Annotated in this window: 20 protein-coding genes; 13 read left to right on the top strand and 7 right to left on the bottom strand. The window is 64.2% G+C overall.

The features are described from left to right. Window positions 1-259: 259 nt before the first annotated feature. From CH295_RS26970 to CH295_RS26945, 6 genes are all read right to left on the bottom strand, one after another. The gene (locus tag CH295_RS26970; protein WP_094742498.1) at window positions 260-817 is read right to left on the bottom strand and encodes a hypothetical protein; all 558 of its coding nucleotides are present in this window, start codon (window positions 815-817) and stop codon (window positions 260-262) included. Between the two features lie 169 nt (window positions 818-986). After that, window positions 987-1655 carry a DUF8176 domain-containing protein gene (locus tag CH295_RS26965; RefSeq protein WP_094742497.1) on the bottom strand — a complete coding sequence of 223 codons (669 nt, stop codon included), beginning with the start codon at window positions 1653-1655 and terminating at the stop codon, window positions 987-989. Window positions 1656-1839: 184 nt separating this feature from the next. Continuing rightward, entirely contained in the window at window positions 1840-3291 is a 1452-nt protein-coding gene (locus tag CH295_RS26960; RefSeq protein WP_094742496.1) for a hypothetical protein, read from the bottom strand. 245 nt (window positions 3292-3536) lie between these two features. Further along, entirely contained in the window at window positions 3537-4970 is a 1434-nt protein-coding gene (locus tag CH295_RS26955) for a CpaE/TadZ family protein (RefSeq protein ID WP_094742495.1), read from the bottom strand. After that, window positions 4970-5326: a hypothetical protein gene (locus tag CH295_RS26950; protein ID WP_094742494.1), complete on the bottom strand. Its 357-nt coding sequence runs from the start codon at window positions 5324-5326 to the stop codon at window positions 4970-4972. Before CH295_RS26950 ends, CH295_RS26955 begins: the two co-directional genes overlap by 1 nt. Before the next feature lie 68 nt (window positions 5327-5394). Beyond that, complete coding sequence (locus CH295_RS26945) at window positions 5395-7830, bottom strand: FtsK/SpoIIIE domain-containing protein (RefSeq protein WP_170946107.1); 2436 nt, start codon at window positions 7828-7830, stop codon at window positions 5395-5397. 1117 nt (window positions 7831-8947) lie between these two features. Between CH295_RS26945 and CH295_RS26940 the strand changes: the two genes are divergently transcribed. The 11 genes from CH295_RS26940 (at window position 8948) to CH295_RS27630 (ending at window position 21593) form a co-directional block, all read left to right on the top strand. Beyond that, window positions 8948-9292, top strand: coding sequence for a hypothetical protein (locus tag CH295_RS26940; protein ID WP_094742492.1), 345 nt, complete (start codon window positions 8948-8950; stop codon window positions 9290-9292). A gap of 204 nt (window positions 9293-9496) precedes the next feature. Then, a complete protein-coding gene (locus tag CH295_RS26935; RefSeq protein ID WP_094742491.1) occupies window positions 9497-9910 on the top strand; it encodes a hypothetical protein in 414 nt (137 codons plus the stop codon). Then, window positions 9907-13059 carry an ATP-binding protein gene (locus CH295_RS26930; protein WP_094742490.1) on the top strand — a complete coding sequence of 1051 codons (3153 nt, stop codon included), beginning with the start codon at window positions 9907-9909 and terminating at the stop codon, window positions 13057-13059. Before CH295_RS26935 ends, CH295_RS26930 begins: the two co-directional genes overlap by 4 nt. A gap of 124 nt (window positions 13060-13183) precedes the next feature. Then, the gene (locus CH295_RS26925) at window positions 13184-15349 is read left to right on the top strand and encodes a hypothetical protein (protein ID WP_094742489.1); all 2166 of its coding nucleotides are present in this window, start codon (window positions 13184-13186) and stop codon (window positions 15347-15349) included. Between the two features lie 7 nt (window positions 15350-15356). Then, window positions 15357-16154: a hypothetical protein gene (locus tag CH295_RS28465; RefSeq protein WP_141217110.1), complete on the top strand. Its 798-nt coding sequence runs from the start codon at window positions 15357-15359 to the stop codon at window positions 16152-16154. Further along, the gene (locus CH295_RS26915) at window positions 16151-17812 is read left to right on the top strand and encodes a peptidoglycan DD-metalloendopeptidase family protein (protein ID WP_094742487.1); all 1662 of its coding nucleotides are present in this window, start codon (window positions 16151-16153) and stop codon (window positions 17810-17812) included. Before CH295_RS28465 ends, CH295_RS26915 begins: the two co-directional genes overlap by 4 nt. Next, a complete protein-coding gene (locus tag CH295_RS26910; RefSeq protein WP_094742486.1) occupies window positions 17809-18417 on the top strand; it encodes a hypothetical protein in 609 nt (202 codons plus the stop codon). The genes CH295_RS26915 and CH295_RS26910 overlap by 4 nt, the downstream gene beginning before the upstream one ends. A gap of 30 nt (window positions 18418-18447) precedes the next feature. Continuing rightward, on the top strand, window positions 18448-19095 hold the full coding sequence (locus tag CH295_RS26905) for a hypothetical protein (protein ID WP_094742485.1): 648 nt from the start codon (window positions 18448-18450) through the stop codon (window positions 19093-19095). A gap of 103 nt (window positions 19096-19198) precedes the next feature. Beyond that, complete coding sequence (locus CH295_RS26900) at window positions 19199-19657, top strand: hypothetical protein (RefSeq protein ID WP_094742484.1); 459 nt, start codon at window positions 19199-19201, stop codon at window positions 19655-19657. Beyond that, window positions 19657-20739: a GAF domain-containing protein gene (locus CH295_RS26895; protein ID WP_141217109.1), complete on the top strand. Its 1083-nt coding sequence runs from the start codon at window positions 19657-19659 to the stop codon at window positions 20737-20739. Before CH295_RS26900 ends, CH295_RS26895 begins: the two co-directional genes overlap by 1 nt. A 179-nt stretch (window positions 20740-20918) precedes the next feature. Continuing rightward, window positions 20919-21593, top strand: coding sequence for a class I SAM-dependent methyltransferase (locus CH295_RS27630; protein WP_141217108.1), 675 nt, complete (start codon window positions 20919-20921; stop codon window positions 21591-21593). A gap of 107 nt (window positions 21594-21700) precedes the next feature. On the opposite strand, the gene CH295_RS26890 is transcribed toward CH295_RS27630, so the two are convergent. Then, complete coding sequence (locus CH295_RS26890; protein WP_094742482.1) at window positions 21701-22180, bottom strand: helix-turn-helix domain-containing protein; 480 nt, start codon at window positions 22178-22180, stop codon at window positions 21701-21703. A 583-nt stretch (window positions 22181-22763) separates the two neighbouring features. Between CH295_RS26890 and CH295_RS26885 the strand changes: the two genes are divergently transcribed. Then, window positions 22764-22949 (top strand): hypothetical protein, encoded by a 186-nt coding sequence (locus CH295_RS26885; RefSeq protein WP_094742481.1) that lies wholly within the window; start codon window positions 22764-22766, stop codon window positions 22947-22949. Continuing rightward, window positions 22946-23707: a hypothetical protein gene (locus CH295_RS26880; protein ID WP_094742480.1), complete on the top strand. Its 762-nt coding sequence runs from the start codon at window positions 22946-22948 to the stop codon at window positions 23705-23707. Before CH295_RS26885 ends, CH295_RS26880 begins: the two co-directional genes overlap by 4 nt. Window positions 23708-23755: the final 48 nt, after the last annotated feature.

The raw sequence follows: 23755 nt of genomic DNA, 5'->3' as shown, positions 1-23755 counted from the left end.
GATACGCTCGGTCGTCGACTGCAGATCACCGGCCTGCTCTGAATAGTCCGAGACCGATCGGCGGTCGAGCGGGGGGCGAGCTGTTCCGTATCGAGCAAACCCAAGGGGTGCGGCCTGTGGTCGATCGACTGTTGTGTCGGGGCGGCGGGGGCGGTACGGACGGCCTAGATGGCTACGACCGGCGTGGGGGCCGAGACTCATTCACGTAATCCTCTCTGTAACAACGATTGCCACTTCTCCGCTCAGGTCGTGTTGTAGGTCATGAAGGGCAGGCGATGGTGGCTCCGATGTAGATCCGGCCGTGGGTGTTCCAGGCGGCGGGTGTGTCGGCGGCTGCGGTGATGTCTACGCGCCCGTCCGGGTGCCAGGTGACCGCCTGGTCGGCTCCTTCGATCGGTGTGGTGTGCAGTTCGGACGCTGGTAGGCCGCGGCTGGTGTTGTCGACGGTGACGGTGTCGGTGCTGATTTCGATGTGCCAGTCGTCGATATCGAGGTGTGCGGCCGAGGCGTCGGTGCAGCTGGCGTGCACGCGGTCGGCGGCGATTGCGGGTGTGATCACGCTCAGGCCGCTGCGGTCGGTGCCGTCGGGGTCGGTGGTGCCGGCGACGATCGCGGCGAGGTCGAGGGCGTTGCCGGTCACCGAGACCCCTGTCCAGGGTTGGGTAACGGTCGCTGGTCGGTCATCGCTGGGCGAGCTGCAGCCTGCTGTTGCTGCGATCGCGAGTGCTGCGACCACCGGCACTGCTCTGGTGAAGCAGTGCCGGTGGGCACGATGACCGGTGCCGATGTGCACGAGTTCCGTAGTGGCGTCGGTCATCGTGTGTCCTTTCGGGGGTTGTGGTGGGGGCGTATTCGGTGTGTCCGTGTTCAGCGGACTATTGGAGCCAGCTGAGCAGCACGCTCGGAAGCCACCAGATCTGTTGGTAGATCCACATGTCTCTTCTCTCGCCTCCTTTCGCTGTCGTCGTTGTCGGTTGGCTGGGTGGTCATTGTTGGAATGTGGCGACGAACCATGTGCCGTCGAGGTTTTCGGTGGTGATGGTCTGGGTGAACGAGTTCGGGGGTTGGCCGGGCTGCAGGACTGTCATGCGGGCGAGGTGGATCGTGGCGTCGACGTCGGTGATCGCCAGGCAGTAGGTGGCCCCGGCTGGGACGGCGTCGATGTTCTGTTGAAGGCCTGCGGCATCGAGGACCGACGATGTCGGTGTCGCCAATGCCCGTGCGGCGGCTCCGTCGCGGCGGATGTAGTAGGCGTACTGGAACGCACGGATCACTCCGGCACCGCTCTTCTGGTCGCCTCGTTCGGCCGCGCAGTCGCCGCCGATGCTGGCTTCGGCGGTCGGCGTAGCCGTAGCCGTGGTGGTAGCGGCGGTGGTGGTGGGTTCAGCGGAAGGCAGGTTCAGTACAGGGAGTCCCGAATCTTGTTCCGGCATAGCGTTATCGACGGTGTTTGTCTCGGGTGCTGTCGTGTCGTCGGCGGTCAGTGCCGATACACCGAATCCGGTGCCCACCGCTATCGCCACCACGACTCCTGCCACGAGTACGGGTGTTCGGCGCAGTCGTTTGCGGCCGGGCTGCGTGGCCGACGTCGACGACGTAGGGGCAGCGTCGTGGAGGAGGTCGGTTACTGCGGGGTGGCGGGTGGTGCGGCGCATCGGGATCGGTCACCTCGTCGTCGAGAAGAAGAATGGAACTTGGGTGGGCGCTGGGCCGGACCGTCCCAGGGGGTGTGGGTGTAGTCCGGTCCAGCGCGGGTGCCGCCGGGTCCCCGTTCTGCGGCGGGGAGCGTGGAGCGGGGACCCGGTGGCGGTCTCGATATCTGACCGGGTGCTGCTGGGGTCAGATGGGCAGACCGGCGATGGCGGCGTCGATCGCCGAGCGCGCCTGGTCGATCGCGGGTGCATTCTGAGTGTCGGCCGTATCGACCGCCTCGAGCACCTGACTGCCTGCCGGTGTCGACGCTGCCGCATCCCGCACGGTCTCGACCGCTGCGGGGGCCTGCTGGACTGCCTGCTCGATCGTGCTCTGGGCGGTCTCTACGGCCTGTGCAGCCCCCGGAATGGCCGGGGTGATGTCAGCCAATGGTGCGGGGGACGCTGAGGGCGCAGGGGACGCTGAGGGCGCAGGGGCTGCCTCAGGCGCGGGTGCCGGCAACGGCGCGGGTTCGTCGATGACCGCGGGTTCGTCGATGACGGCGTTCTCGCCGCCGGCTGCTGCGGCCCCGATCAGCGCTCCCACGCCGGCACCGACAGCGGTGGTGGTGGCCACGATCGGCGCGGAGATCGCTGCGCCGACACCAGCACCGGCGAGAGCTGCAGCACCCGGTACGAAGACGTAGCCGATCGGACCGGCCCACACGATCGCGGGCGTGAGCACTGGGGTGGCTGCGACTCCCAGTCCTGCACCGATCGCAGCGCCACCCGCGGTGATCGCTGCTCCGGGGACGAGACCGACCGCGAATCCGGCCGCGGCACCGGTCAGTGCGCCGGCCGCGGTGCCGGCCGCGAGACGATCAGCTTGTGGTGCGTCGGCGAGACCGGCGTTCATCAGAGCGTTGGCACCGTCGGCCTGGATCGCCTGGGTGGTGTTGTTGAACTGGTCGGCGAACACTGGGTCCACGAAATCCGGACGTGCGTAGGCGGTTCCGCCGATGATCACCGTGTTCTCCGGTGCTTTGACCGGACGGATGACTTTCTTCTGCACCGTCGGAATCGGTGCCGGTGCGGGCTCGGGTGCGGCTGCGGGGCCGGCGTCCGGGGCGTCGGTGGTCACTGTCGGCGCGGTGGGCGCGGCGTAGTAGGCCGTGTCGTAGTCGGCGGCGTAGGAATCGCTGCTGTAGTCGGTGTTGTAGGACCGGTAGCCGTATTCCTGAACGGTGGGGGATGCGGTGTAGCCCGGCAGGTAGTTCTGGTTCTGGGCCGGAATGATTTCCGGTTCCGGAGCCGGTGCCGGTGCGGGTGCGGGGTTGCCGCCTCCAGTCACTCCACCTTGACCGCTGTTCCCTCCGGTGACGCCGCCCTGTCCGGCGGTGCCGCCGGTGACTCCGCCCTGGCCGGGATCGGCAGAGGCGACGGGGGCCAGAACGAGACCGGCCGCAGTGGCGGCGGCGGCGACCAACATCGCCACACCGACGCGAGAGGCCGGTCGTCGACGATGCCGGCCGACTCCGGGGCGGGGTCGAGGGAGTTCGTCGCGGAAATGGTGGCGACCGTCTGCTGCGGTTCGCTCATCGACGCGGTCAGCCGAGAGTGCGTAGTTCGGTGAGGCGGTGGTAGCTGTCGGTGGTTGCATGGGTATCGAATGTCCCTTCTGGACAGGGTTGTTCGTCGTGGGTGACCACCAATCGACAGCGAGAGCTATCGCCTCGGGTGGTCGACCGAATCAGTCCATCGCCGCCCGTTCCTGCAGCACGGCGCACGTTCTCTCGTATCGAGTCGTAGCTACCGCGTTCAGGTCGGTGACGGAGCCCTCAGGGCTGTGGATCGGCCGCGCGATGCTGCGTGGCGCGCGTTGTGCGTGGGGTGTGCTCGGCTGGGTCATGTCGTCCTCGGTCCGGTCAGCGCGGTGATGACGTGTGCTCCCAGACGCGTCAGTGCATCTCGGGTGGGAAGAGCGAGACTGGCGGAGGTGATCGGCTGGCCGGAGGCGAAGACCGGCTCGTACGGCATGCGGAGCACGACCTCGATGCCGTCGCCTCGGGTGAGCTGTTCGATCTGGTCGGCTTCGATGTCCGGGGTGTCTCCTGGTCCGTCGGTGATGATCACCATGACCCCGGCGAGCCCGTGGGGTCGGCGGGCCGCGATACGCCCGATCATGCGGCGAGCGACCGCGACGACGTCGGCGCGGAGCGGTACCGGAATGAGTACGACCTGAGCCGTCGCGACTGCCCACTGCCAGCGGCCGGCGTTCTCTCCGTTGCCGGTATCGACAACCAGCAGATCCCGAAAATGCGACAACAGCGTGGCCAGTGCGTCGGCGTCGTCGAAGCCGAGGTCGAACCCGACATCGTCGCGTCCGATGAGAACGTCCTCACCGGACGGTTGACGCGTCAAGTAACGGCTCAACATCGCCGAGGTGATCGCCCCGCCGGTGTTCTCGTGCAGGTCGAGCAAGCCGACCGTGCCGTAGTTCGGATGACCTGGGGTGACGATCCGGTCGGCGAACGAGTTGTTCGACTCCCCCAGATCGACCGCGGCAACGGTTCCCGGTCCACGGTGGGTCGCCATCTGAGAGGCGAGAGCCAAGCTGAGCGGGGTCTTGCCGACCCCGCCTTTGACGTTGATCACCGAGACAACCGCCCTGTCCGGGACCGGGCCGGAGATCGTCGACTCCGCTGCCCGTACGCCTTGCTCGTCGACACTGGCTGTGAGCTTGAGTCCGAGGGCAGCGTTGAGCCGCCCCCGCATTCCCCGGCGCGCAGGGCCTGTCGGCACCACGCCTCGAAGGCTTGCTGCCGACGCCTGCGGCGCGGTGCCGATGGTGTCGTGGTGTGGGGAGTAGTGCTCCGAGGTCGGGCGCGGTTGGCGCGTTGCGGGCCGACGGTCGGAGTCCTCGCTGTCGAAACGTCGTCGCGGTGCCTCGTGTGGTGGTGGCTCAGGGTCGGGAGGTGGAGCGTCGCCGGGGACGCGCACCACCGATGAGGGGCGTGAGGCGGGGCGGGTGGCTGCGGTACCCATCCCGGTGGTGGCTGGCTCTCGATGTTCGGACAGACCCGTGGCGACGGTGCGCACGCTCTGGTCGGGGTCGACTTCCACACGCACCGGTGCGGTCTCGGGTCCAGCGTCGATCTCCAACGTCACCGTCGTGCCCGTTGCACGCGCTTGAGCGTTCGCGTGCTCGAACACCGCTGTCATCAGTGCGTCGTTGTCCGCGCCGCGTAGATCGACACTCGGTTGCGGCCCGTCGAGAACTTGGGCTGTCGCGTGCAGACCCGATGAGTCGATGGCGACCCTGATCGGTGTTGCTGTCATCACGAGGCCACCGACTCCCCGATCCCGCCGTCGAGTTCACCGAGCAGCTCGCGCACCAACTGCTCCAGCTCGGACAGGGGTGCAAGGTTGGCGTCTTTCTCTTCGCCGTCGGGCAGTAGGTCGATCAGGGCTCGGCGGCGTTCGATCCCCGCGCGTAGTTCTTCGAGCCGTGGTGTGGAGATGGTGTCGCCGTCGGGGCTCAGGTTACGAAGCCATTCCGGTGCAGACTTGCGCAGCGCCGCTCCGAACGCCTTGATCAACGGATCGGAGCGTCCCTTGCTGACGAAGGGCGCGTTGATGGTGTCGATGTCTTCACGGTTGAGGAGTACTGCTCGTTCGATCTGTCGTGCGGCCATTGTTGGGTGCCTTTCTCGGTTTTCAACTGGATGGGTGTGCGGTGACCCGTGAGGGTCGGTCGGTTGGATCAGGTGGGGGTCGGGGCGAGTTCGGGGGCGGCGAGCATGACGGTGTCGAGGCCGCTGTAGGTGATGACATCGACTGTCCGGCGGGAACCACCGGACTCGGCGGCGACCTGCACGCGCACTTCGCCTTCGTCCTCGACCCGGTACCCCGACTCGCGGCCCGACCGGACAACAGGTCGCACGACGTCGACTGCGAGAACGTCGACAACGCGCGGCTCGGCGCTTCCGGGTAGCTCGAGGACGATCGACATTCCCGGCTCCAGGCTGTCGACGGCGACGCCGTCTGCGATGGAATCAGCCAGCGCGTAGCGTCCCTCGATCTCCGCGCGGGACGTGCCGGCCGTGACCGCGATCGGCTCATGCACATCGGCACCCATCACCTCGACGAGAGCGTGCTCGTCAGCGAGGTAGACCGCCAGCTCGTCGGAGAAGCAATACACCGGGGCGTCGGAGTCGGGGAGCAGCGACTCCACCGCCGAGAGGTGTTCGGCGCTGAGCTTCCCGCGCACCGCCGAGTGCGTGTCGACGCTGGGGGTGAACCACACCTGTCCGACCGCCGGTTCCCCACCGACGCCGACAGTTCCGCGCCCTGCGATGGACGTGTCGACACCGTCACCTGCCGACGCGATGGCCCAGACCATGATGTTTCCGTCGGTGCTCATCCGTCCAAGCGATGCCCGGGACTGGAAGTTGTCGCGCACGCCGCCTGCGTCCTTACCGAACAGTTGCGCGTCGGGGCGCTGCACACCGAGTCCGAGCCGGATTCCGGTCGAGCGAGCCAAGGCAACCAGCTGTCCGATCCGGCCCAATGGGTCGGCGCGCTTGATGATCTCTTTCTCCATGTCGTTGCCGTTGGCTTTCAGGTGCGACCAGGCGGCGGAAAGGATGAAGAACTCGTCGAGGATCACCACCAGCGGCGGCATCTCACCGCCGTCGATGCGGTGCTTCTGCATGTAGCGGGTCCGGGTGATCATCTCCGCATACAGCGCTTCGATAAGCAGCGCTGCGCGCAGAGCGTCGAAGACGACCGCGGCAACACCTCGGTAGCCGAGGAACTGATGAAGTTCGATCCGTTTGGGATCGACCAGGATCGAGGCCACCCCGCGCAGCGACAGCTCGGTGATCAAGGTTGTGAGCAGAACGGTCTTGCCACCACCGGTCGGGCCGACGACGAGCATGTGTGGGGCGTTCGATTTCGAGGAAATGTTCCAGTACGCGACAACCAGTTCGTCGTCCACTTCGGCAGTGGCATAGGGAATGTGCATACGCCGACCGGACAGTGCCGTCGCCTTGCTCAGCGACAGTGCACCGGACTTGCCGTCCGCTCCGCTCGATGCGCCAGCGCCGAGGGCAGCCTCTCCCAAGGGCCACGCCAGATCCTGCGGGCCGATTCCTCGGTCGTCGAGAGCAGGCACCGGAAGCTGCGATGCCATGACTGCGGCGCGGTGCAGGATCATCGTCGGCAACGGTGCACGTAGCGCCACTGTGATGGCCGGGCGATCCTTGAGCCACTGCACCCGCCACAGTTGTCCGGACGGGTGGTCACCGAGCGCTTCCAGTAGCGAGCCGGTCAGTTTGCTGCGGTTTGCCTTGTCGCCGGAGGCGAAGGTCCGCTTGTAGGAAATCTCGAATCCCACGTCGTCGCCGTCCTCGCCCGTATCCGTGACCAAGACATGGGCGTCTTTGAGTGTCTTTCCGTCGCTGAACAGGTCGGCGATCATGATGTGTCGCTCGCTGCGCAGGTCCGGTGCAATCAGTGTCCGGGTGATCGAGATCGACGCCTTTGCCGCCGCGTAGTCGACACGGTATTCCCACTGCCCCAGGGTTGCCCATGCTTCGCTGCGGCCACCGGTCCAACTGCTCAGGCGACCACCGACGACGATGTCGACCACGGCAACGGCACGTGCTCGTGCTCGTGTCTCGGGCGGGACACCGTCGTACAGGGCGGTGACGGCAGACCGGAGGTAGCCGAGCTTCTTTTCATCAATCACCGAACCTGGGTCCAAGGAAATCTGAGCGCGTGGCGTCGAGTGTCGAGATGTTTTTGGTGCCAGGCGGATTGCTTGCGGGGTTCGCCCGGTGGTTTGGGCGCAGACCGCTGCGAACACTCGCCTGTGGCGACGGCGGACCACGCGCACTGCATCGAAGACAACTGCGATCATCACTACCGCGATCATTCGTGATCGCATCTCGCTGAGGGTTTCTGCGAGCGTGATCGAACCGGGATACATGTCGGTGATGTTGGGGGTTGTCAACACATTCGGTGCCCACCACACCAACACCGCGAGCCCGGCCGCGAATGCAGACAGCGGAACGTACGGGCGAATCCAACTCGGCTCTTTGCTGTTGGCGGATTTGGATCGGGAGCTGACAGGGCTGCGCTTCTGGTCACCGAACAGGTCCTGAAAGAACGCGCCCACTGGGTCCTTCGATGCCATGCCCCGCTCCTCTCTCGAATCTCGCAACCGAACCGCTGGGCCACATCGGGGCGTGTCCGAGCGGAACATCGAACTGGGCACCAGTGAAACCGCAAAGCAACTCGACACCAAGAACGTGTGCACGCGGTCGGGCGTGTCGCGGTCTTCGCTACCGCCACGCGGAGGGCGAACCTGCCTTTGCAGAACGCTTTTCGATCGTCTCGTTGGGGTGTGCACACCGCGTCCGCACTGCGGTGCACACGCTGGGTACGTTGTGGAAATACATGCGGTCAGATGGGGGTGCACATGTGGTGCGCACACCGCCGCACCCAGTTCGCGACACAACGATTTCACGGTTGCGCAAGCCCGTGGCAGGCACCGAACGCACCCATGCTGCGCAGTCGGGCGTACCCTTGGCGGCACCTCGGCCGACGCCCTGCTGACCTGGGTGTTGCCCAAAGAGGTTTCGCGAGCGCTGTTTTGGAATTACACTCCCCCCAAGGAACGCCGGGGGGAGTGATCCCCGAAGGGGGAGGCTTGCACCGCCGCCGAATCCACCCCTGTGCACACGCGTCGTGCACGGCCCGGTTCCCACTCCCGTGCTCACCGTCTACGCACACCCACGTCCGCGCCGTTGACTCCCATGCCGGACACCGGCGTAGTTCGCGACAGCGCGCCAGTGCTAACCCGAACTGACTCAACAGTTCCTAGGGGTCGAGGCCGACAGCGTAGCCCCGCACGGGTACACGCACCGCCGACTTCACATACGCCGCAGGCCGCGCCGACGACGATCCGAGACGGACGCAGGTGACGTTCACGGCCCGGCCATTGCCCGCGTCCGTTGCAGCACTCACACACAACGCGCTCCAATACAGAACGCCACACCTCGGCTCGACCGACTGGTTTCTGGCCGGGGCGCGCGGCATGACAACTGCCCTCCAAGTGCGCATCACCAACCACCGCAGGTTTCCTTCACGTGCACATCTCCGAATGCGCACCCCCCGTACACATCCCATCCCGCCACGGGCCGCACCGTTGTGCGCGACACGCCCGAGCGCGTGCACGTGTTCTTGGTGTCGGGTGGGTTCCCTGTCACGGTCGTGGTTGCAGAGCTATTCGAATCCAATTGGGAGCGGCCATGTTCTACCAACTTCTCGACGCGGCACACGCCGTGCATTCCACGGTGGGTGTCAGCGAATCCATCGACACCGGCGTGTCTGTCCTCGCGCAGGCTCGGGACGGAGGGGGCGGGATCGAGACCAAGGGCGTCGGAACGTTCCTCCAGTCGCAGGTTCTCCCGCCACTGTTGGGGCTCGGTGCGATCGTGCTTCTGACCAAGGGCATGAAGTCCAATTGGTCGGGTGTGGTGACGGTGGTGGCGTTGTCGACGATGGGGTTGATGTGGTTCGGGTTCTCCGCCCGACCCGACATTGCCTTGAACACCGGTACAGCGCTGGCACGGCTGATCGTCCCCGGCCTCTGAGTACAGCAGCACAGCGCCATTCCCCGATCCCTGACCGCAGAGAGCGAAGAACCCTATGTCTGTCATGACCATCCTCGGCGGCGTCGTCATCGGCGTCGCACTTGTCATAGCCATCCGTCGTGCCATCAAAGAACGTCGCGGATAACGATTTCCGCTTGCCATCGACCCCACACCCCACACCCCATCGGTGGAAGTGAGCGCATCGTGATCGAGACCGACGACGAAATGTTCCGCGTGGACCAGCACTACCTCGGGCCACCGGGGAGAGCCTTTCCCCGGCCGATACGACATCAAGCCGTCGGGTTCGGTGCAGTGGTCGCCTTCGGCATGTATCTGGTGCTGTATCCGATCATCAGTCTGCCGATCAACACGTGGACTCTCACGGCATGGGGCGGGGCCACCTACTGGCTCACGCGCAGATCCCTGGAATACCTCGGCCACGAACGAACAACCACCTCGATGGTGCGCTCAGCGTTCAACGACCTGACCTCACCGCGGCCGGAATCGACGAAACGGTCCACGCGCCAGGCACACACTGTGGCGCTCTCGGAACAGCTCGCACGTATCCGCATCGACCCCACACCTACACGTAGCAGCGAGAAAGCGGCCTCCCGGTGACCTACCCCAACGATCGCTATGACCGCCCCGATTTGGTGCCACCGCCCGGTGCTTTGCCGCCGGTGCTTCCCGCGTCGTGGTTACGTGCCGCGCAGAACGCCGGTCTCCACACCGCCGATACCGACAACCGGGCCACCGAGCGCCAACAGGGCCGGCGCGAGGGCCGATTCCGAGATTCCGGCGCAGACGCCGAGTACGCGTGGTCGAATTCCGCTCTCGCGCAGCACTCTGCCCCGATCGCGTATACCGACGACGGCGTCGCCGGCAACGAACAGGACGCGCCGTCGGACAAGCTCAGTCGTGCGCAACGTCGCCGCGCTCGCAAGACAGGCAAGCAGGCCGGTGCACACTCCTCGGATGCCCGTGCCAGCGAACAGCCGGGTGGACGAGCACGGTTGAAGAAGTCGATGCGCTGGCGGCTGCGGGCTGTACTCGGCAACGTCACCGTCACCGATACTCACGCCACGATCTGGTTCGTCCAGTCCCCCGGCACCTGGAACATGCGTCCGATGACCGAACAAGCCCAGTTCATCCGTGACGAAGCGCTCGTGCTCGCCGAGCTACGCGCCAAAGGTGTCACACGATTGCATCGGCGGACGGTGCTCGAACCGTGGCCGGTCACCGACTGGGCGCAGGCACATGCTGCGCTGGCCGAGAATCCCTTGCCCGACACCCCCGAAGGGCTGCCGTGGGGGGACTATCTGGTCGGGCACCAAATGGCGATGCTCGACGGGTCCCCGACCCGTAAACGGCGATACTGGGGCATCGAGCTGCACCGGCGTTCGCTTATGGCCCGTGCCATCGTCGACGCCGCCGACATGTCCGCCGGCGTTCCTTGGCTGGGTCGGCGTCTCGCACAGTGGTCCGAGCAGGTGCTGCGCGACGAACAGGCTGCAGCCGCCGAATACATCGTCGACCTCGAGCGCGTCATGCTCTCCCCCGGTGTCGAAGCCATTCCCGCTGACGCAGCTGCGATGGACTACCTTCTGCGGCGATCGGCCGCGGTCGGCACCGCCTTGTCCGATCCGGCCCCTGCAGGTGCACCCGCGGGGTGGGCGTTCGAGGACCTGCCCGCACTGAGCGAAATTTCCGAGATGACCTACACACCGGGCGATGGTCACACGGTCGTCGAAACTCAGGTCGACGGCCGCAATCACCGCTCGTACGTCACCGTCCTGACTGTCGGCCGCATGGCGGCACTGCCGATACCGGAGCAGGCCTCGCCGTGGCAGATCCAGGGCGACGAGATCGGAGTACCGATCGAATGGTCCGAGCGGTTGACCCTGCACACCCGCGAGGAAACCCTCGCTGAAATCCGCAAACAACGCAACGCCATCGAATCGCAGTACCGGCATTACACGGTCGAGCACGACGAGACACCTCCCGATTCCCTGGCCTCGCAGCACAAGCTCTCCCGTCAGCTCGAGACCGAGATGCGCAACGGCGGCCCACTCTCGACCAGAGTGTCGGGATGGTGGCGCGTGGCGGTGTCGGGCAACTCCCCTCAGCAGGTGCGCGACCGGGTCTCCTCGCTACAGAAACGCTACGGACCCAACATCGAACTTGTCGTCGAGAACGGTCAATTCCATCTGCTCAAGGAGTTCATGCCGGGCGAGGCCATCGCCAACACCGCCCACAAGCGGCGCATGAGCGTGATCACCGCCTCTGCAGGCCAATCCGCTGCTTCCGACCGCATCGGTGACGAGGAAGGTGTCTATCTCGGCGAGACGGCCTCCATCAGCGCCAGGCCGGTCTGCTGGAACCTGTACGCCGCGCACGACTTCTTCGACAAATCAGGGCTGACGCCGATCGTAGGAACCCAGGGTGCCGGCAAGACCCACCTCGCCGGGATGCTGACCTACCAAGCCGTGCGGATGGGTGCGCACGCGGTGATCCTCGACCCGTCGGGCAGGTTGCAGAAGCTCGCCCACCTGCCCGAGCTGGCACCGTTCACCACCGTCTACGAACTCACTGGCAGCGGTGCACGGCGAGGCCTGCTCAACGTCTACCAGGTCGTGGCAGAGCCGAACCCCGACGATGCTGCCTACCGAAGCGATCACCCGGCCTACGCCGACACCCCCGATCCCCGTGCCTCCGCCGCCCGCGCCTACCGCGCCGCGTGCGAGGCTGCCGAAGCCGAACGCAAAGAACTCGCCGAATCGGTGCTGCTGGACATGCTCGACTCCGACGACCGCACCGACCGCGACACCAAGGACGCCATCCGTACCGCTATCGACGCTGTCGGCGGCGGACCGTACAACGCCCTCGACGACGTTCTCGACCAACTCGACCACCTCGCGGCCGTGCCCTCCGGCACCGGCATCAACGACGGAAGTTCCGCGGAGCCCGGTTCGGCCGTCGCCTCGGCCGAGGTACGTGCTGCGGCCGGGCGGGCAGGACGCCAACTTCGCACCATGTCCAAACTCGCTGCCGCGCAGGTTCTCTTCCGCGGCGAGAGCGCTGGGCCGAGCGATCACACCTACTCCGCGATTGCCGATTCCCGCGTGACGATCCTGACCATGCCCGGTCTGCAGATCGACGACAGCGGCGATCCCAGTCGCCAGACCGCCACCGAACGCATGGCGACCCCGCTGATCAGGCTTGCGGCATGGTTGGCGATGCGTCTGGTCTACGACAAGCCTCCTGCGTTGGCGAAGTTGCTGTTCCTCGACGAGAACCGGTATCTGAACCAGTCCGCGGCCGGGCGCACCCTGAACATGCGTCTGTCCCGCGACAACCGCAAGTTTCGGGTGCGGGCGTTCGTGCTCTCCCAGCTCGCGGCGGACTTCCTGAATCTGGCCGAGGGAAACAGTGACCAGGACCAATCGCAGCAGACCGACGAGATCATCATCGGCCGTATCGGTTCGTCGGCCGGCGCTCGGGAGAATGCACTGAAGCTGCTCGGGCTCGACACCGACGAAGGATTCGAGGCTGTCTTCGACCGTCTCGGCGGAGGCCGGTCGAGCACCTACGACAAGCGGACCAACGAGGCCCGCCGGCAGCGAGCCGAGCGAGACGGCACCGACCAGGCCCGGACCTACCTGGTGCGGCTCGGCGGAGACATCGAGCTCGTGCGGACCTCCTGGACCCATTTCACCCACCTCGCCCACGTCGCCGCTGTCCTGGACTCGCGCGCCAAAGCCCACTGACCCTGGCCCCTTTTCGGCCTTGTCTCCCATCCGACCGACTGCCGCACCTGCCGAAGGACACTTCATGCCACGAGCGTTCACAAGATCGCCACAGTCGTACTGCGACGGCGCGGGCTTACGGCGTGTGCCCCTGGTATTGAAGCTGGTGCGTTTGGCCGTGGTGGCGGCACTGCTGGGGTTGTCGTTGGTGTTCGGTCCCGCTCCGGCGGCGTGGGCGGACGGGTTCGAGTGCAAGGAAGTCCCCGCCCCGCAGTCACCGAACGCCACCCCACAGGCGGTGTTCGACTCGTCGTCTGCTGAGGCTCCGACCGGACCTGGTTTCGACGGCACCGGATACGGCACCCATGGATGGGCCGGGCTCAAGTGGTACACCTACGACCTCGGTTGCGGTGAAGACATCACCGGAGTGTCGTTGGTGCGCAGCAAGACCGACCTCGGCAACACTTTCCTCACCATCGGTCAATCGTTCGCCGCGGCCGCGTTCTGGCTCGACGACCAGGCCAATACGCCCGCCGAAGGGGAGCAGAACGGACGTCAGGGCGCGATCGCTCAGTTCGACGGCATCGTGTATGCCATGTCGGATGCACTGCGGCCGGCGATCTTCGGGCCCTGGCTCGGTATCGGTATCGGTGTGGCGGGCTTGATCGTGCTCTACCGGGCATTGCGGTCGGATGCCGCTGGTGTCACCCGGCAGCTCGCGATCGGTGCCGCCGGTCTCGCGCTCGGCGGGTTGATGGTCGGAGCGCCACAGAAGGCGATCTCCATTGCTGACAACACCTTGATGTCGTTCGTCACCGACACCCAGGGCCAGATCTTCGAGGCCGCTGGAGTCGGCGGTCCCGATCAAGATCCGCGGTTGGTGATCACTGACCACATCATCAATCCCGATATTCGGAAAGGCTATTTCGGCTCCAACGCCAGCGAAGAGACCATGGCGAAATTGTGGCCGACGCTGCGAATGTCGTTGGCCTACACCTACGACGAACAACAGCGCATCAAGGATGACAATTCCGCGCAGAAGGAGATCGACGAGGCGAAGAAGAAGATGTTCCAGGATCAGGTGGTCGCGCCGCTCGAAGAAAATGGCCTGTCTTACTACACCTTTCAGGGAAAAGACTCCTCGCGCGTCTCCATCGGGTTCCTGTCGATGGTCAAGACCGCCATGCCGTCATTGTTGTGGATCGGCGCGTCGGTGCTGAAAATATCTGCGTTACTGGCGATTCGGTTGGCTGTATTGACCGCGCCGGTGTGGATTCCGATGGCCGTGGTTTCCGGGTCGTTGCTCGCCCGCATCGGGCGGATCGTCGGTTCGATCTATCTGTGGGCGTTCGCCGCCGCAGTGATCATGTCGATCTATCTGTTCGCCCTGATCAAGCTCTATGACGACGCGGTCCAGGTCGACGGGACGTGGCGATTGTGGTTCTTGATCATCCTCACCGCAGTGTTCTGGATGGTGATGCGCCCGTTCAAACGACTCTCGCAGACCATCACCCAGAACAGTCGCGGAGCGATCGGCGGTGCATTGCACGGTCGACGCCACGGATCGTGGAAGCAGAACCTGATCACAGCCGGGTCGATGATCGCCAATCCTGCGATGGGTATTGCGGAGAAGGCGATCGAGCTGGGCCGCAGTGGTCATCAGAACGCCTCGAAAGGTTTCGGTGGGCAATGGGATTCGCTGATCAACCCCAATATCGCGCACGTTCGACAGGAGGGACGCGCAAAAGCTGAGGCTCGCACCGACGACTATCGCATCCGCTCCCGGGAAGCGCAGATGGCAGCACTGCACGCTCCAGGTCGGAGCAGTTCGGTGACCGCAGATCTGCGTAAGGCCCCACTCGACGATGTCGCCGGCACCCGGTTGCCCGGTATCGACCTGTCCTCGGTGTCCACCCGTTTCGACCATTCCTCGGTACATGGTTTACGCGGCGACACCACCGTCGACTCGAATGGTCAGCCGTTCACCGATGGCTACGACCTGGCCTCTACCGGCGACGGTGCAGAACTGTATGTTCCGCAGCCCACTCGTGATCGGTGGAGCGGCGGAGCGGGGGCAGTCATTGCACCGGTCACCGTCTACCGGCCTGACAGCTCATCTGAGGCACAAACAAGCAATTCGGGTACCGGAAGACCGTGGGTGAGCGTTACTCGCGCACAACCAGCTTCTGCGAGCACTCGTCCGAGCAGCGGCACCGCTGTACTCGAACGAGATCAACTCGGCCGCGCGCACCTCGACCGTGCGCAGTTGGGTCACCGCAGTCCTGGCGACGACCGGCCGTCACCGACGTGAGCTCGCGATGAGGCACACCGCCAATCCGATCACCACCGCCATACGAAGCTGGGCCCTCCGCAGCCCGGCTCGACTGGCACTCGGACTGCTCATCATCGTGGTCGCTTTGGTCGCCATCCGCGGCGTGATCACCGCCGTTACAGGCGGCACAGTCAGCTCCGCTACCGAGACAGTGGCAGCCGACTCAGCCTCATCGACCACCCCGGCACCCTCGGCGGTAGCCGAGGTCACCGAGTCCGAGGTTCTAGGACTCTCGTCGACGTCGGTCACCGACACCCCGGCCCGCGCCGCGATGTTCTACGCACACGTATTCCTCGACACCGCCGCTACCCCGACTCAGTGGACGGTGCGCCTGTCGACAGTCACAGACCCCGGCAACATCACCGACCGCATCGCCGGCGCACGCCCGACCGCGCCAGTGACCATTCTCGGACCCACCCGCACCACCCGCACCTCAGGTGAAGCCGGTACACGAGTAGCGATCGACACCAGCGCCGGCACACTGACCGCCACACTCACCGAGACCGATGACCGCTGGCAACTGAAGTCACCGCTGCCGACCATCGACCTTACCGCGCTACCCGCGCCGTCGACCACCACACCTCGTCCCGCCACAACGCCTCCGTCACCGAGCCGGCCCGCCACGACATCCGCGTCGGTACTGCCCAGCACCACGCCCGCGCCAGCCCCGGCCATTCCCTCACCTCCGTCGACACAACCCGCGCCGACGTTCGCCCCCGCCCCCGTTCCCGGACCTATCCCAATTCCGGATCTCGACACGCCCCTGCCCGGAGCCCGCCCATGACCAACCTCGCGATCGCTACCCGAACACGTTGCGCAGCAGTCGCTCTGGCTCTGTCGGTGACCGCAGGAGTGTTGTCTGCATGCACTACCGGCGCTGTGATCGACCTACCCCACCCGTGCATACCCACCACCCGCAGCACCTCCGCCGACAGTCCCGGTCGCGGCTCCACCGGCAACGGCACTCCCTCTGCCGCAACAGATCTCACCGAATCCGCTCCGATCCGGCTACCCACTGCACCCGGAACCACCACGGTTACCTCTGGATTCGGGCCACGATGGGGGACCATGCACCGCGGCGTCGACTTCGCCGGACCGGAAGGAACCCCGGTCTACTCCGCCCTCGACGGCACTGTCATCCTCGCGGGATCGTCCGGAGAAGGCCCCGGAGTGGGTTTCGAAAATTGGATCGTCATCGACTCCCTCGTCAACGGCAGCGCCGTCTCCACGGTCTATGGACACATGTGGCCGAATGGCATTCACGTCAAACCCGGCGACAAGGTCACCGCCGGACAACACATCGCCGAGATCGGTAATGCCGGAGGATCCACCGGTGCACACCTGCACTTCGAGTACTGGCCCGGCGGCAAACTCACCGGCGGCGCAGCGATCGACCCGATGGGGCCACTCTCCGGTGCTCCGGCACCGGACGGCGCACCCGCCCCCTCAGCCTCTCAACCGGCCGGTCCCGACGCCGCCACCTCGACAGCGGCCGTACGTTTGGCGTCGGCATCGGCCGGCTGCACCAACAACGGCTTCGGCACCCCAGGCGCGGGCCAGCTCAAAGCAGGCTCCGTACCGAAGGAATTCGAGGAATGGTTCCGCAAAGCAGGATCACTGTGCCCACAAATCAGCCCAGCCTTGCTGGCCGCAGACACCAAAGCAGAAAGCGGATTTCGCGTCCAGACCAGTCCATCCGGTGCCCGCGGGTACACCCAGTTCATCGACTCCACCTGGGCAAGCTACGGCAAAGACGAGGACGGCAACGGCGTCATCTCCCGTTCCGACATCGGCGACGCGGTGATGGCACAGGGCCATTACATGTGCGACAACGCCGCTCAGATCGACGCCTGGATCGCAGACGGATCAGTCAAAGGCGACCCCAAGTCCCTCTACATTGCCGCGTACAACGCCGGATCCGGTGCCGTCAAAAGCTCCGGCGGCATGCCATCCGGACACCCCGACTACGAGAACGAGACAAAACCCTACGTAGCCAAAGTCCTTGCCTACGAAGCAGAATTCACCGACCCCAACGCAGGCGGAGCGTTCATCGCCTCCCCTGCATCCCCAGCTGGCCCACAGGTCATCACCGCAGCCCGTCAACACCTCGGGCTGCCCTACGTCTGGGGCGGAGGAAACATCAACGGCCCCAGCGGCGGCGGATTCGACTGTTCAGGCCTGACCAGCTACGCCATCTACTCGGGCACCGGCGGACGGGTCACGTTGCCGCGCACCTCCGAACAGCAATGGACCGTCGGCACCGAGATTCCCGTCGACCAGGCAGGCCCCGGAGATCTACTGTTCGGCAATTTCCAATCCACCGGGCCAGGGCACGTCGCCCTAGCCCTAGGCGGAGGGCAGATGATCGAAGCCCCCCAAACAGGTGACGTCGTCAAACAATCCCCCGTCCGCTCCGACATGAAAGCGCGCCGAGTCCTATGACCTACCGAAAGCTCGCGGCCGTCTGCGGCCTCATCATGCTAGTCGTCTTCGCGGCCGCGCTCTGGCGGCACAACTCCATGGACGACACCACCGCCACACCCGCACCCACACAGCCGTCGACGACGGCCCCGGAACCGACAGAAAGCTCTGCGACCAACACTGCACCCGATCCGATGGAGTCGGGAACACCCGATGCTGTTGCAGCACAGGCGATGACAATCGCCCACACCTGGACTCCGGGTCTCGACACGAGCCCGAACGACGCATTCCGGCGCGCGGCCGAGTACTTCACACCCCGCCTCACCGACCTGATCACCACCAACACCGGGACGGACGTGCCCCCCAGCCTGCAATGGGAGAACTGGGCCACCGAACACGCTCGCATCATCGCCGACACCACCATCGGCTGCTCCGGCTGCCCACCCGACACCGACAACACCGCCCACCGCGTCGCCACCATCACCCAGACCGCCACCACCGAGACCACAACCACCGAGACCACAACCACCGAGACCACAACCACGCGAGTCGAACCGGAGACCACCATCTGGTTGACCCTCGTCCGCACCGACACGGGCTGGTTGATCGACGAACTACGCTACTGACCACTCGACTACGACAAGACAGGACGGCACATGCAGATTCAGCACAGATCCTCAGCGGCGCTCGGCCTGTTCGTAGCTGTGGCGATCACGGCGTCGGCGTTGACAGCATGCGGCGAAGACACCGCACCTGCCGCCCCCGATACCGCCACCAGCAGCGTCGAAGCCACGCCCGAACTCGATCCCTTCGAGTACGACGTCAACAACTGGAAGAAAGACACCGTCACCCGAATTATCGACATCGGCCGCGAGCGCAACGAAAGCGACACGGCCGTACTCGCAGCCCTCACTGCTTCGTACGGCGAGGTCACGTGGTGGGCAGCTCTCGACGGGACTTCGGAAGATCTGTTCGGATGGAAGAGTCCTGCGGTCGTGGTTCCCGGCGCAGGCCGATACCGCGCCCAGCGGAACGAAGCCCCGTACATCACAGGTGCGATCAACCGCTTCTACCAGCGAGGTCACGATCTGAACCTCACAACGGACGACCCGGTCGACTACGCCATCGCAGTCCAGACCACCGACATACGACCGGCAAGCTTGGGTGACGCAACCGTCACGTATTACCAAGACCGGGTCACCCAACGTGGCGAACCAAACCGATTCGCCGACGAAAATGCGGTCCGAACCAGGTACGCCGAAGCACTTTCGTATGCAGAAGCTGCATTTCGTCAAATTCGATAAACCTCGGCGGTATTCCAAGTACACGGACCACCTGGTTCGATTTAGTGGTGCAATACTCACTGGTAACCTGCAGCCAAGTTGGACAGTCGGAGGGTTGTGAAGCATGACGGATGTGTACTCGATTGAGGCATATGAATCGCTTATAGCTATCGGCGCAACTTACGTCGTTCGCATCGATATCCCGCAATCGATACAGTCGCCCGATACCAGAATCATTCAGAGTGGCGCGGACTCCCCTCAAGCTTGCAGGCTATTTGTCGATGAGACCCTCGCGGAAGTCATCGACGACATTACGTGGACCATGAACACGCAATGCCGGATTTGGGAGAGTCAGCGACCCAACAATATACGCCTTGTTTTCGATCAATTCACTGCGCCGGAGATGGTTGTCAAAGGCGTAAGAGAATTCGCCTCTAGCACTTCTCTGCGCGAGCCGATCACTCCCCCATCTGCGCATGAACAACGTACTCGCCGCGATCTCGGGGGTCCGTTCGACTCGGACCACGCCTTGTTAGTAGCCATCAACAGCAGAATGTTCGGCCGTCAACAGGGTGCACGGTAGTGCCTGATACAGCCTTTACGTCACCCGAAAACCGTTCGCGCACTTCAGGGGAATGGTATCTGATTGGAACGTACGACCCCAACGATTTGGTGGTAATCGCGTACGGAAGAGACCCCGCCGAGACGCCTTCCAATTCAGGATTTCAAAGAGTGGACCGGCTTACGTTTCCTAAGCCCATTCGGCTGAACCTCATTGTCAAACCGGTCATGAAGGCTATTACCACCGCTCAGGATCAAACAGAAGACCTGACTCATCGCGGACAGAAGATGACATCAATCGCTGAACCGGTAGTTTCGGGAACTGGCCACGTTCACGCCGTGTGGGTCTGGGTGGGGCTGGCCGGTGAGACCGCTTCCTCTCATGTTCCGACCGGAGCTTGGGAATGGCGGCTGGACGGTGATGCCTTTGTCGTTATCTACGGTCCCGGCATCCCAGATATCTATGGGCATCCAGAGTGGGTGGTGGGCAACGAGTATCCGGTCCACGAGACTGTCGACAACGCGGTCGCTGTACAGCAGTCGGAGTCCGCGAGGTTCCTGGAAGAACAGCAGGAGGGAAGCCGGCACCGCTTACGGCTTGCGATCCGCAGACAGGGCATCGGACAGGTCGATGACCTTGTGATGCTCCAGGCCGCGACCCAGATCCTCAAGCGTGACGGTCACGTAGTCTGGGCGGGAGTGACATGGGATGTGACCCAATACGACCACCCGGAGCAGATCGCCGAGTACGCCGCATTCGGCGTCCTCATGAAGGACATGGACGGCTGGGTTGCAACAGTGATCTGGGACCCAGTCTGGCCCGCTCCCGTACAGATCGTCAGATGGTTTAACCATAAAGTGCCTGAGCAGTTTTGGGTGGACTCGACGACAATGCGATTCAGAGTGCACCCCTCTGATCGCGGGCTGATTCGACGCTGGACTCAAATTCTCGACAAAGCTGGAAGCGCGGGCCGCGTCGAGGGAGAGCTACGCGTCTGGGGGGTCGATCAACGATGGCACGAAGTGTCTGTTGATGTAGCTCGCATTCAGGGCGTCTATCCGGCCTCGGCAGTTGTGCGCATAACGGATGCCGATATGAGTTGACTCCGCCTGAGTGTTGTCTTACCGTAACCGTGCGCTCAGATTGTTAGTCTGAGTATTCGTTCGGGTTGAGTCCCACCCGGCGATGCTTCTGTGGTAGTCGAACCATGCGTAAGTGTCGTCAGGAGTGAGTGACAATGTCAGCCATAATGTCAAGGCGTTCCGTCGCGATACCAGTTCCGTTGAGCGCCTCTCCGTACAGCGGGATCGCACTTCGCCTGTATGACGCATTTGTGCTCAATTTCACATCTCCATTTGCGTGGGGTTGCCGCAAGAAGACGATCAGCGAGCTCTACCGTCAACGCGTTAGCGTGCGGCATGCCGAGGTTGGTGTGGGTTCGGGTTATTTCCTGAAGAGGTTGCCCCGGAAGCAGTGGGAGTCTCTTGCGCTGATCGACCCCAATAGGTCCGCACTGTCATTCGTCAAACGTCGCCTGCCTGCAACGCTGAGTGTCGAATACAATGCCGATATTTTACGATGCGAAACACTCCCGTCGGTGCGCTTCCAGTCGGTGGCGGCGAACTACGTCCTACATTGCCTTCCTGGCCCAATGGCTGAAAAGGACATTGCGATAGAGAATCTGGCCTCGTTACTTGTAGACGACGGAACGCTTTTCGGCGCAACAGTTTTGGGTGCTTCCGAAAAGCACAATGCGCTGGGACGAATCGTGATGGGTGTGTGCAATCGGACGGGAGCTTTCGGAAATGTCGATGACACAGAGGAAGGCCTCAGGAGGCTACTCAGCCAGCATTTCATGACGGTAGACATCAGACGTGAGGGCACGGTTGCAATCTTTGTGGCTTCACAGCCACGGCGGTCGATGCGATCGTTAGTCGATACGCGAGATGCTCAATGAAATCTCGGGATGCGCAGCATGCAGCGTGCGAGTCGCCGGCACCATGGACCCAAGTTCCTCGCGGCCCAATCCCACGTGTTGGTGGCTATCGGTGGACGAGAGACAAGTCAGACTGCGGAGTCTCGTGGACGATGTCTGACGCGCTCGTACGCGGTGCGATACTCCTCAACGGGAAGATCGAGCGCTGCCGCCAACTTGGTGGCAGTGGAATCGGTCAGCCCAATTTGACCGCGTTCAACCAAAGCAACGGTCGATGTGCTCACTCCCGCTCGCAGACCGAGAGTGGGCTGCAGAAGTCCTCTGAGGATGCGCAGGTCTCCTGGGTATCGCTCGTTTTCGGGTACGACGACGACGTCTCCGATTTTGCCGTCCAAGACCTGCATGGTTCGTGCCAGCAGATCGACCTGCGGGGATACGGCACCCTCTTCCCACTGCCGCAAGGTGGTTTTCCCGATTTCAGCGAGCCGCGCGAGTTCGGAGATCGACAGGCCCGACGTTTTCCGTCGATCAGCCAAGAGATCCGGCCTGAAGCCGCGGAGCACACGACGGCTCACAACATGTCCCTCAGCGTCATGTCTGGACACCATGCAGCAACTCCCCTAACATCCACTCAAGCCGTTCAATTAGAACGTGCACAGTTAACCACGCGACCTGAGTTCAAACGGGCGACCTTCGAGGAGAGAAAAGTGAAATCAGAAAGGCCCCCCGACTAGAAGCCGAAGGGCCTTCCCACCAGCCCACCGTCCCTAAACGGTGGGTCAGCGGACGAAGCCGGGGTTGGAGCCCCATTGGCTTCTAATGCAGCACCCAGCAAAGGACAACTGCAATGAACACGTTAGTCGGCGCGCGATCTGCGCGCCCAGTTCCACGCACCTCAGTACCTCAGGATTACCCCCCAACACTTCCCTGCGCCGAGAGCCCGGGGTCGTGGGATGTCGATGTAGCGCGGCCGTCCGAACTGATTGCTGCGGCGGAGCAGTGCGTGGGGTGCCCAATTTTCGCGAAATGCGAGCGTGACGCCCAGGCCGGCGCTGCTGCGTCGATGGTGTGGGCCGGGACCATCTACGACGAGCATGGAAACGCCGTCGATGCCGCCACTGTGCGGACCTGGAAGCGGCACAACCGGGCATGGGGTCGTCGTTCACCTGTCATGGCGACTGGCATCGCCTCATGACCGGCCACAGCGAGACGATCAGCCGCGAGCACCTGGTAACCCTGGCCAACGAAGCTGTCCGGTTCCCGGAGACGGTCACGATCGAGCAGATACGTGAATTGGGTGAGTTCGCTCGCGCTGTTCTCGCACGCGGGTCTGATTCGGTCGACGGCTCGGCCCGCAGCGCACAGGCTGAGCGATGAACGAGAGTCTGCAGTCAGAGATTGCCGCAGCGGTGGTCGCTATGCAGCTCAACCCGGATATGCCGACCGCGTATTGCCGACACGCAGCGCACGGGCCGCTGTCGAAACTCGAAGTCGATGCATCCGGTGCACCCATGTTGGTCTGCGCACGGTGTGGGTCCGGTGCTCCCCTGACCGAAGAACAGGTCCGGTGTGCGTTGGGGGCCACCGCGCTACCCACAGCACCGGTAACAGCCGAGTTCGGCATTCCAGCTCCCACCATAGCCGATGCTGTTCCGCTGCGGCGTGCACCGCTACGGGTGGAGACCGCGTTCGGGGCGGTACGAGCGCAAACGGTGTTCGCGCTCGTCGTCGCCGCGCTCGCAGCGTTGACATGGTCCACGAAGATCGGGGCCGGATGGGCACTGGTCGTTTTCGTCGCGTCTGCCATCGCCTTCGACTCCGTGATCGCTCGGCTCTCCCGGCGTCGTGAACGAGACCGGGCGGCGTGGTTGCCCGGTCAGGACATGCGGGTAGTCGATCTGCAGCCGGGGACCTGGATCGAGACGCCGTTGAATCTGCGTGCCACTTCGGCGGAGATGGCCGCGTACGCCCCTCGGTGCGCGGCCCGCGTGCAGTCGCTCATGGGATTGCCCGATTCCCCGCAGACCGGCTATCTCGAGCTGACGCTCGCCGATGGCCGCGTCTACACGGTGCCGGGGTCGGCACCGGTTCGCACTCTGCACGTCGAGCCCCTCGTAGCCAGGAGAGCACTGTGATCGGATCAGCATCCCTTCTTCCTCAAGTTCGGTCCGTAAAGCGTTTGG

Source organism: Rhodococcus sp. 14-2483-1-2, assembly GCF_002259405.1.
GTDB lineage: Bacteria > Actinomycetota > Actinomycetes > Mycobacteriales > Mycobacteriaceae > Rhodococcoides.
Note: the sequence above shows the minus strand (reverse complement) of the source record. Positions and strands in the feature narration are given on the sequence as shown.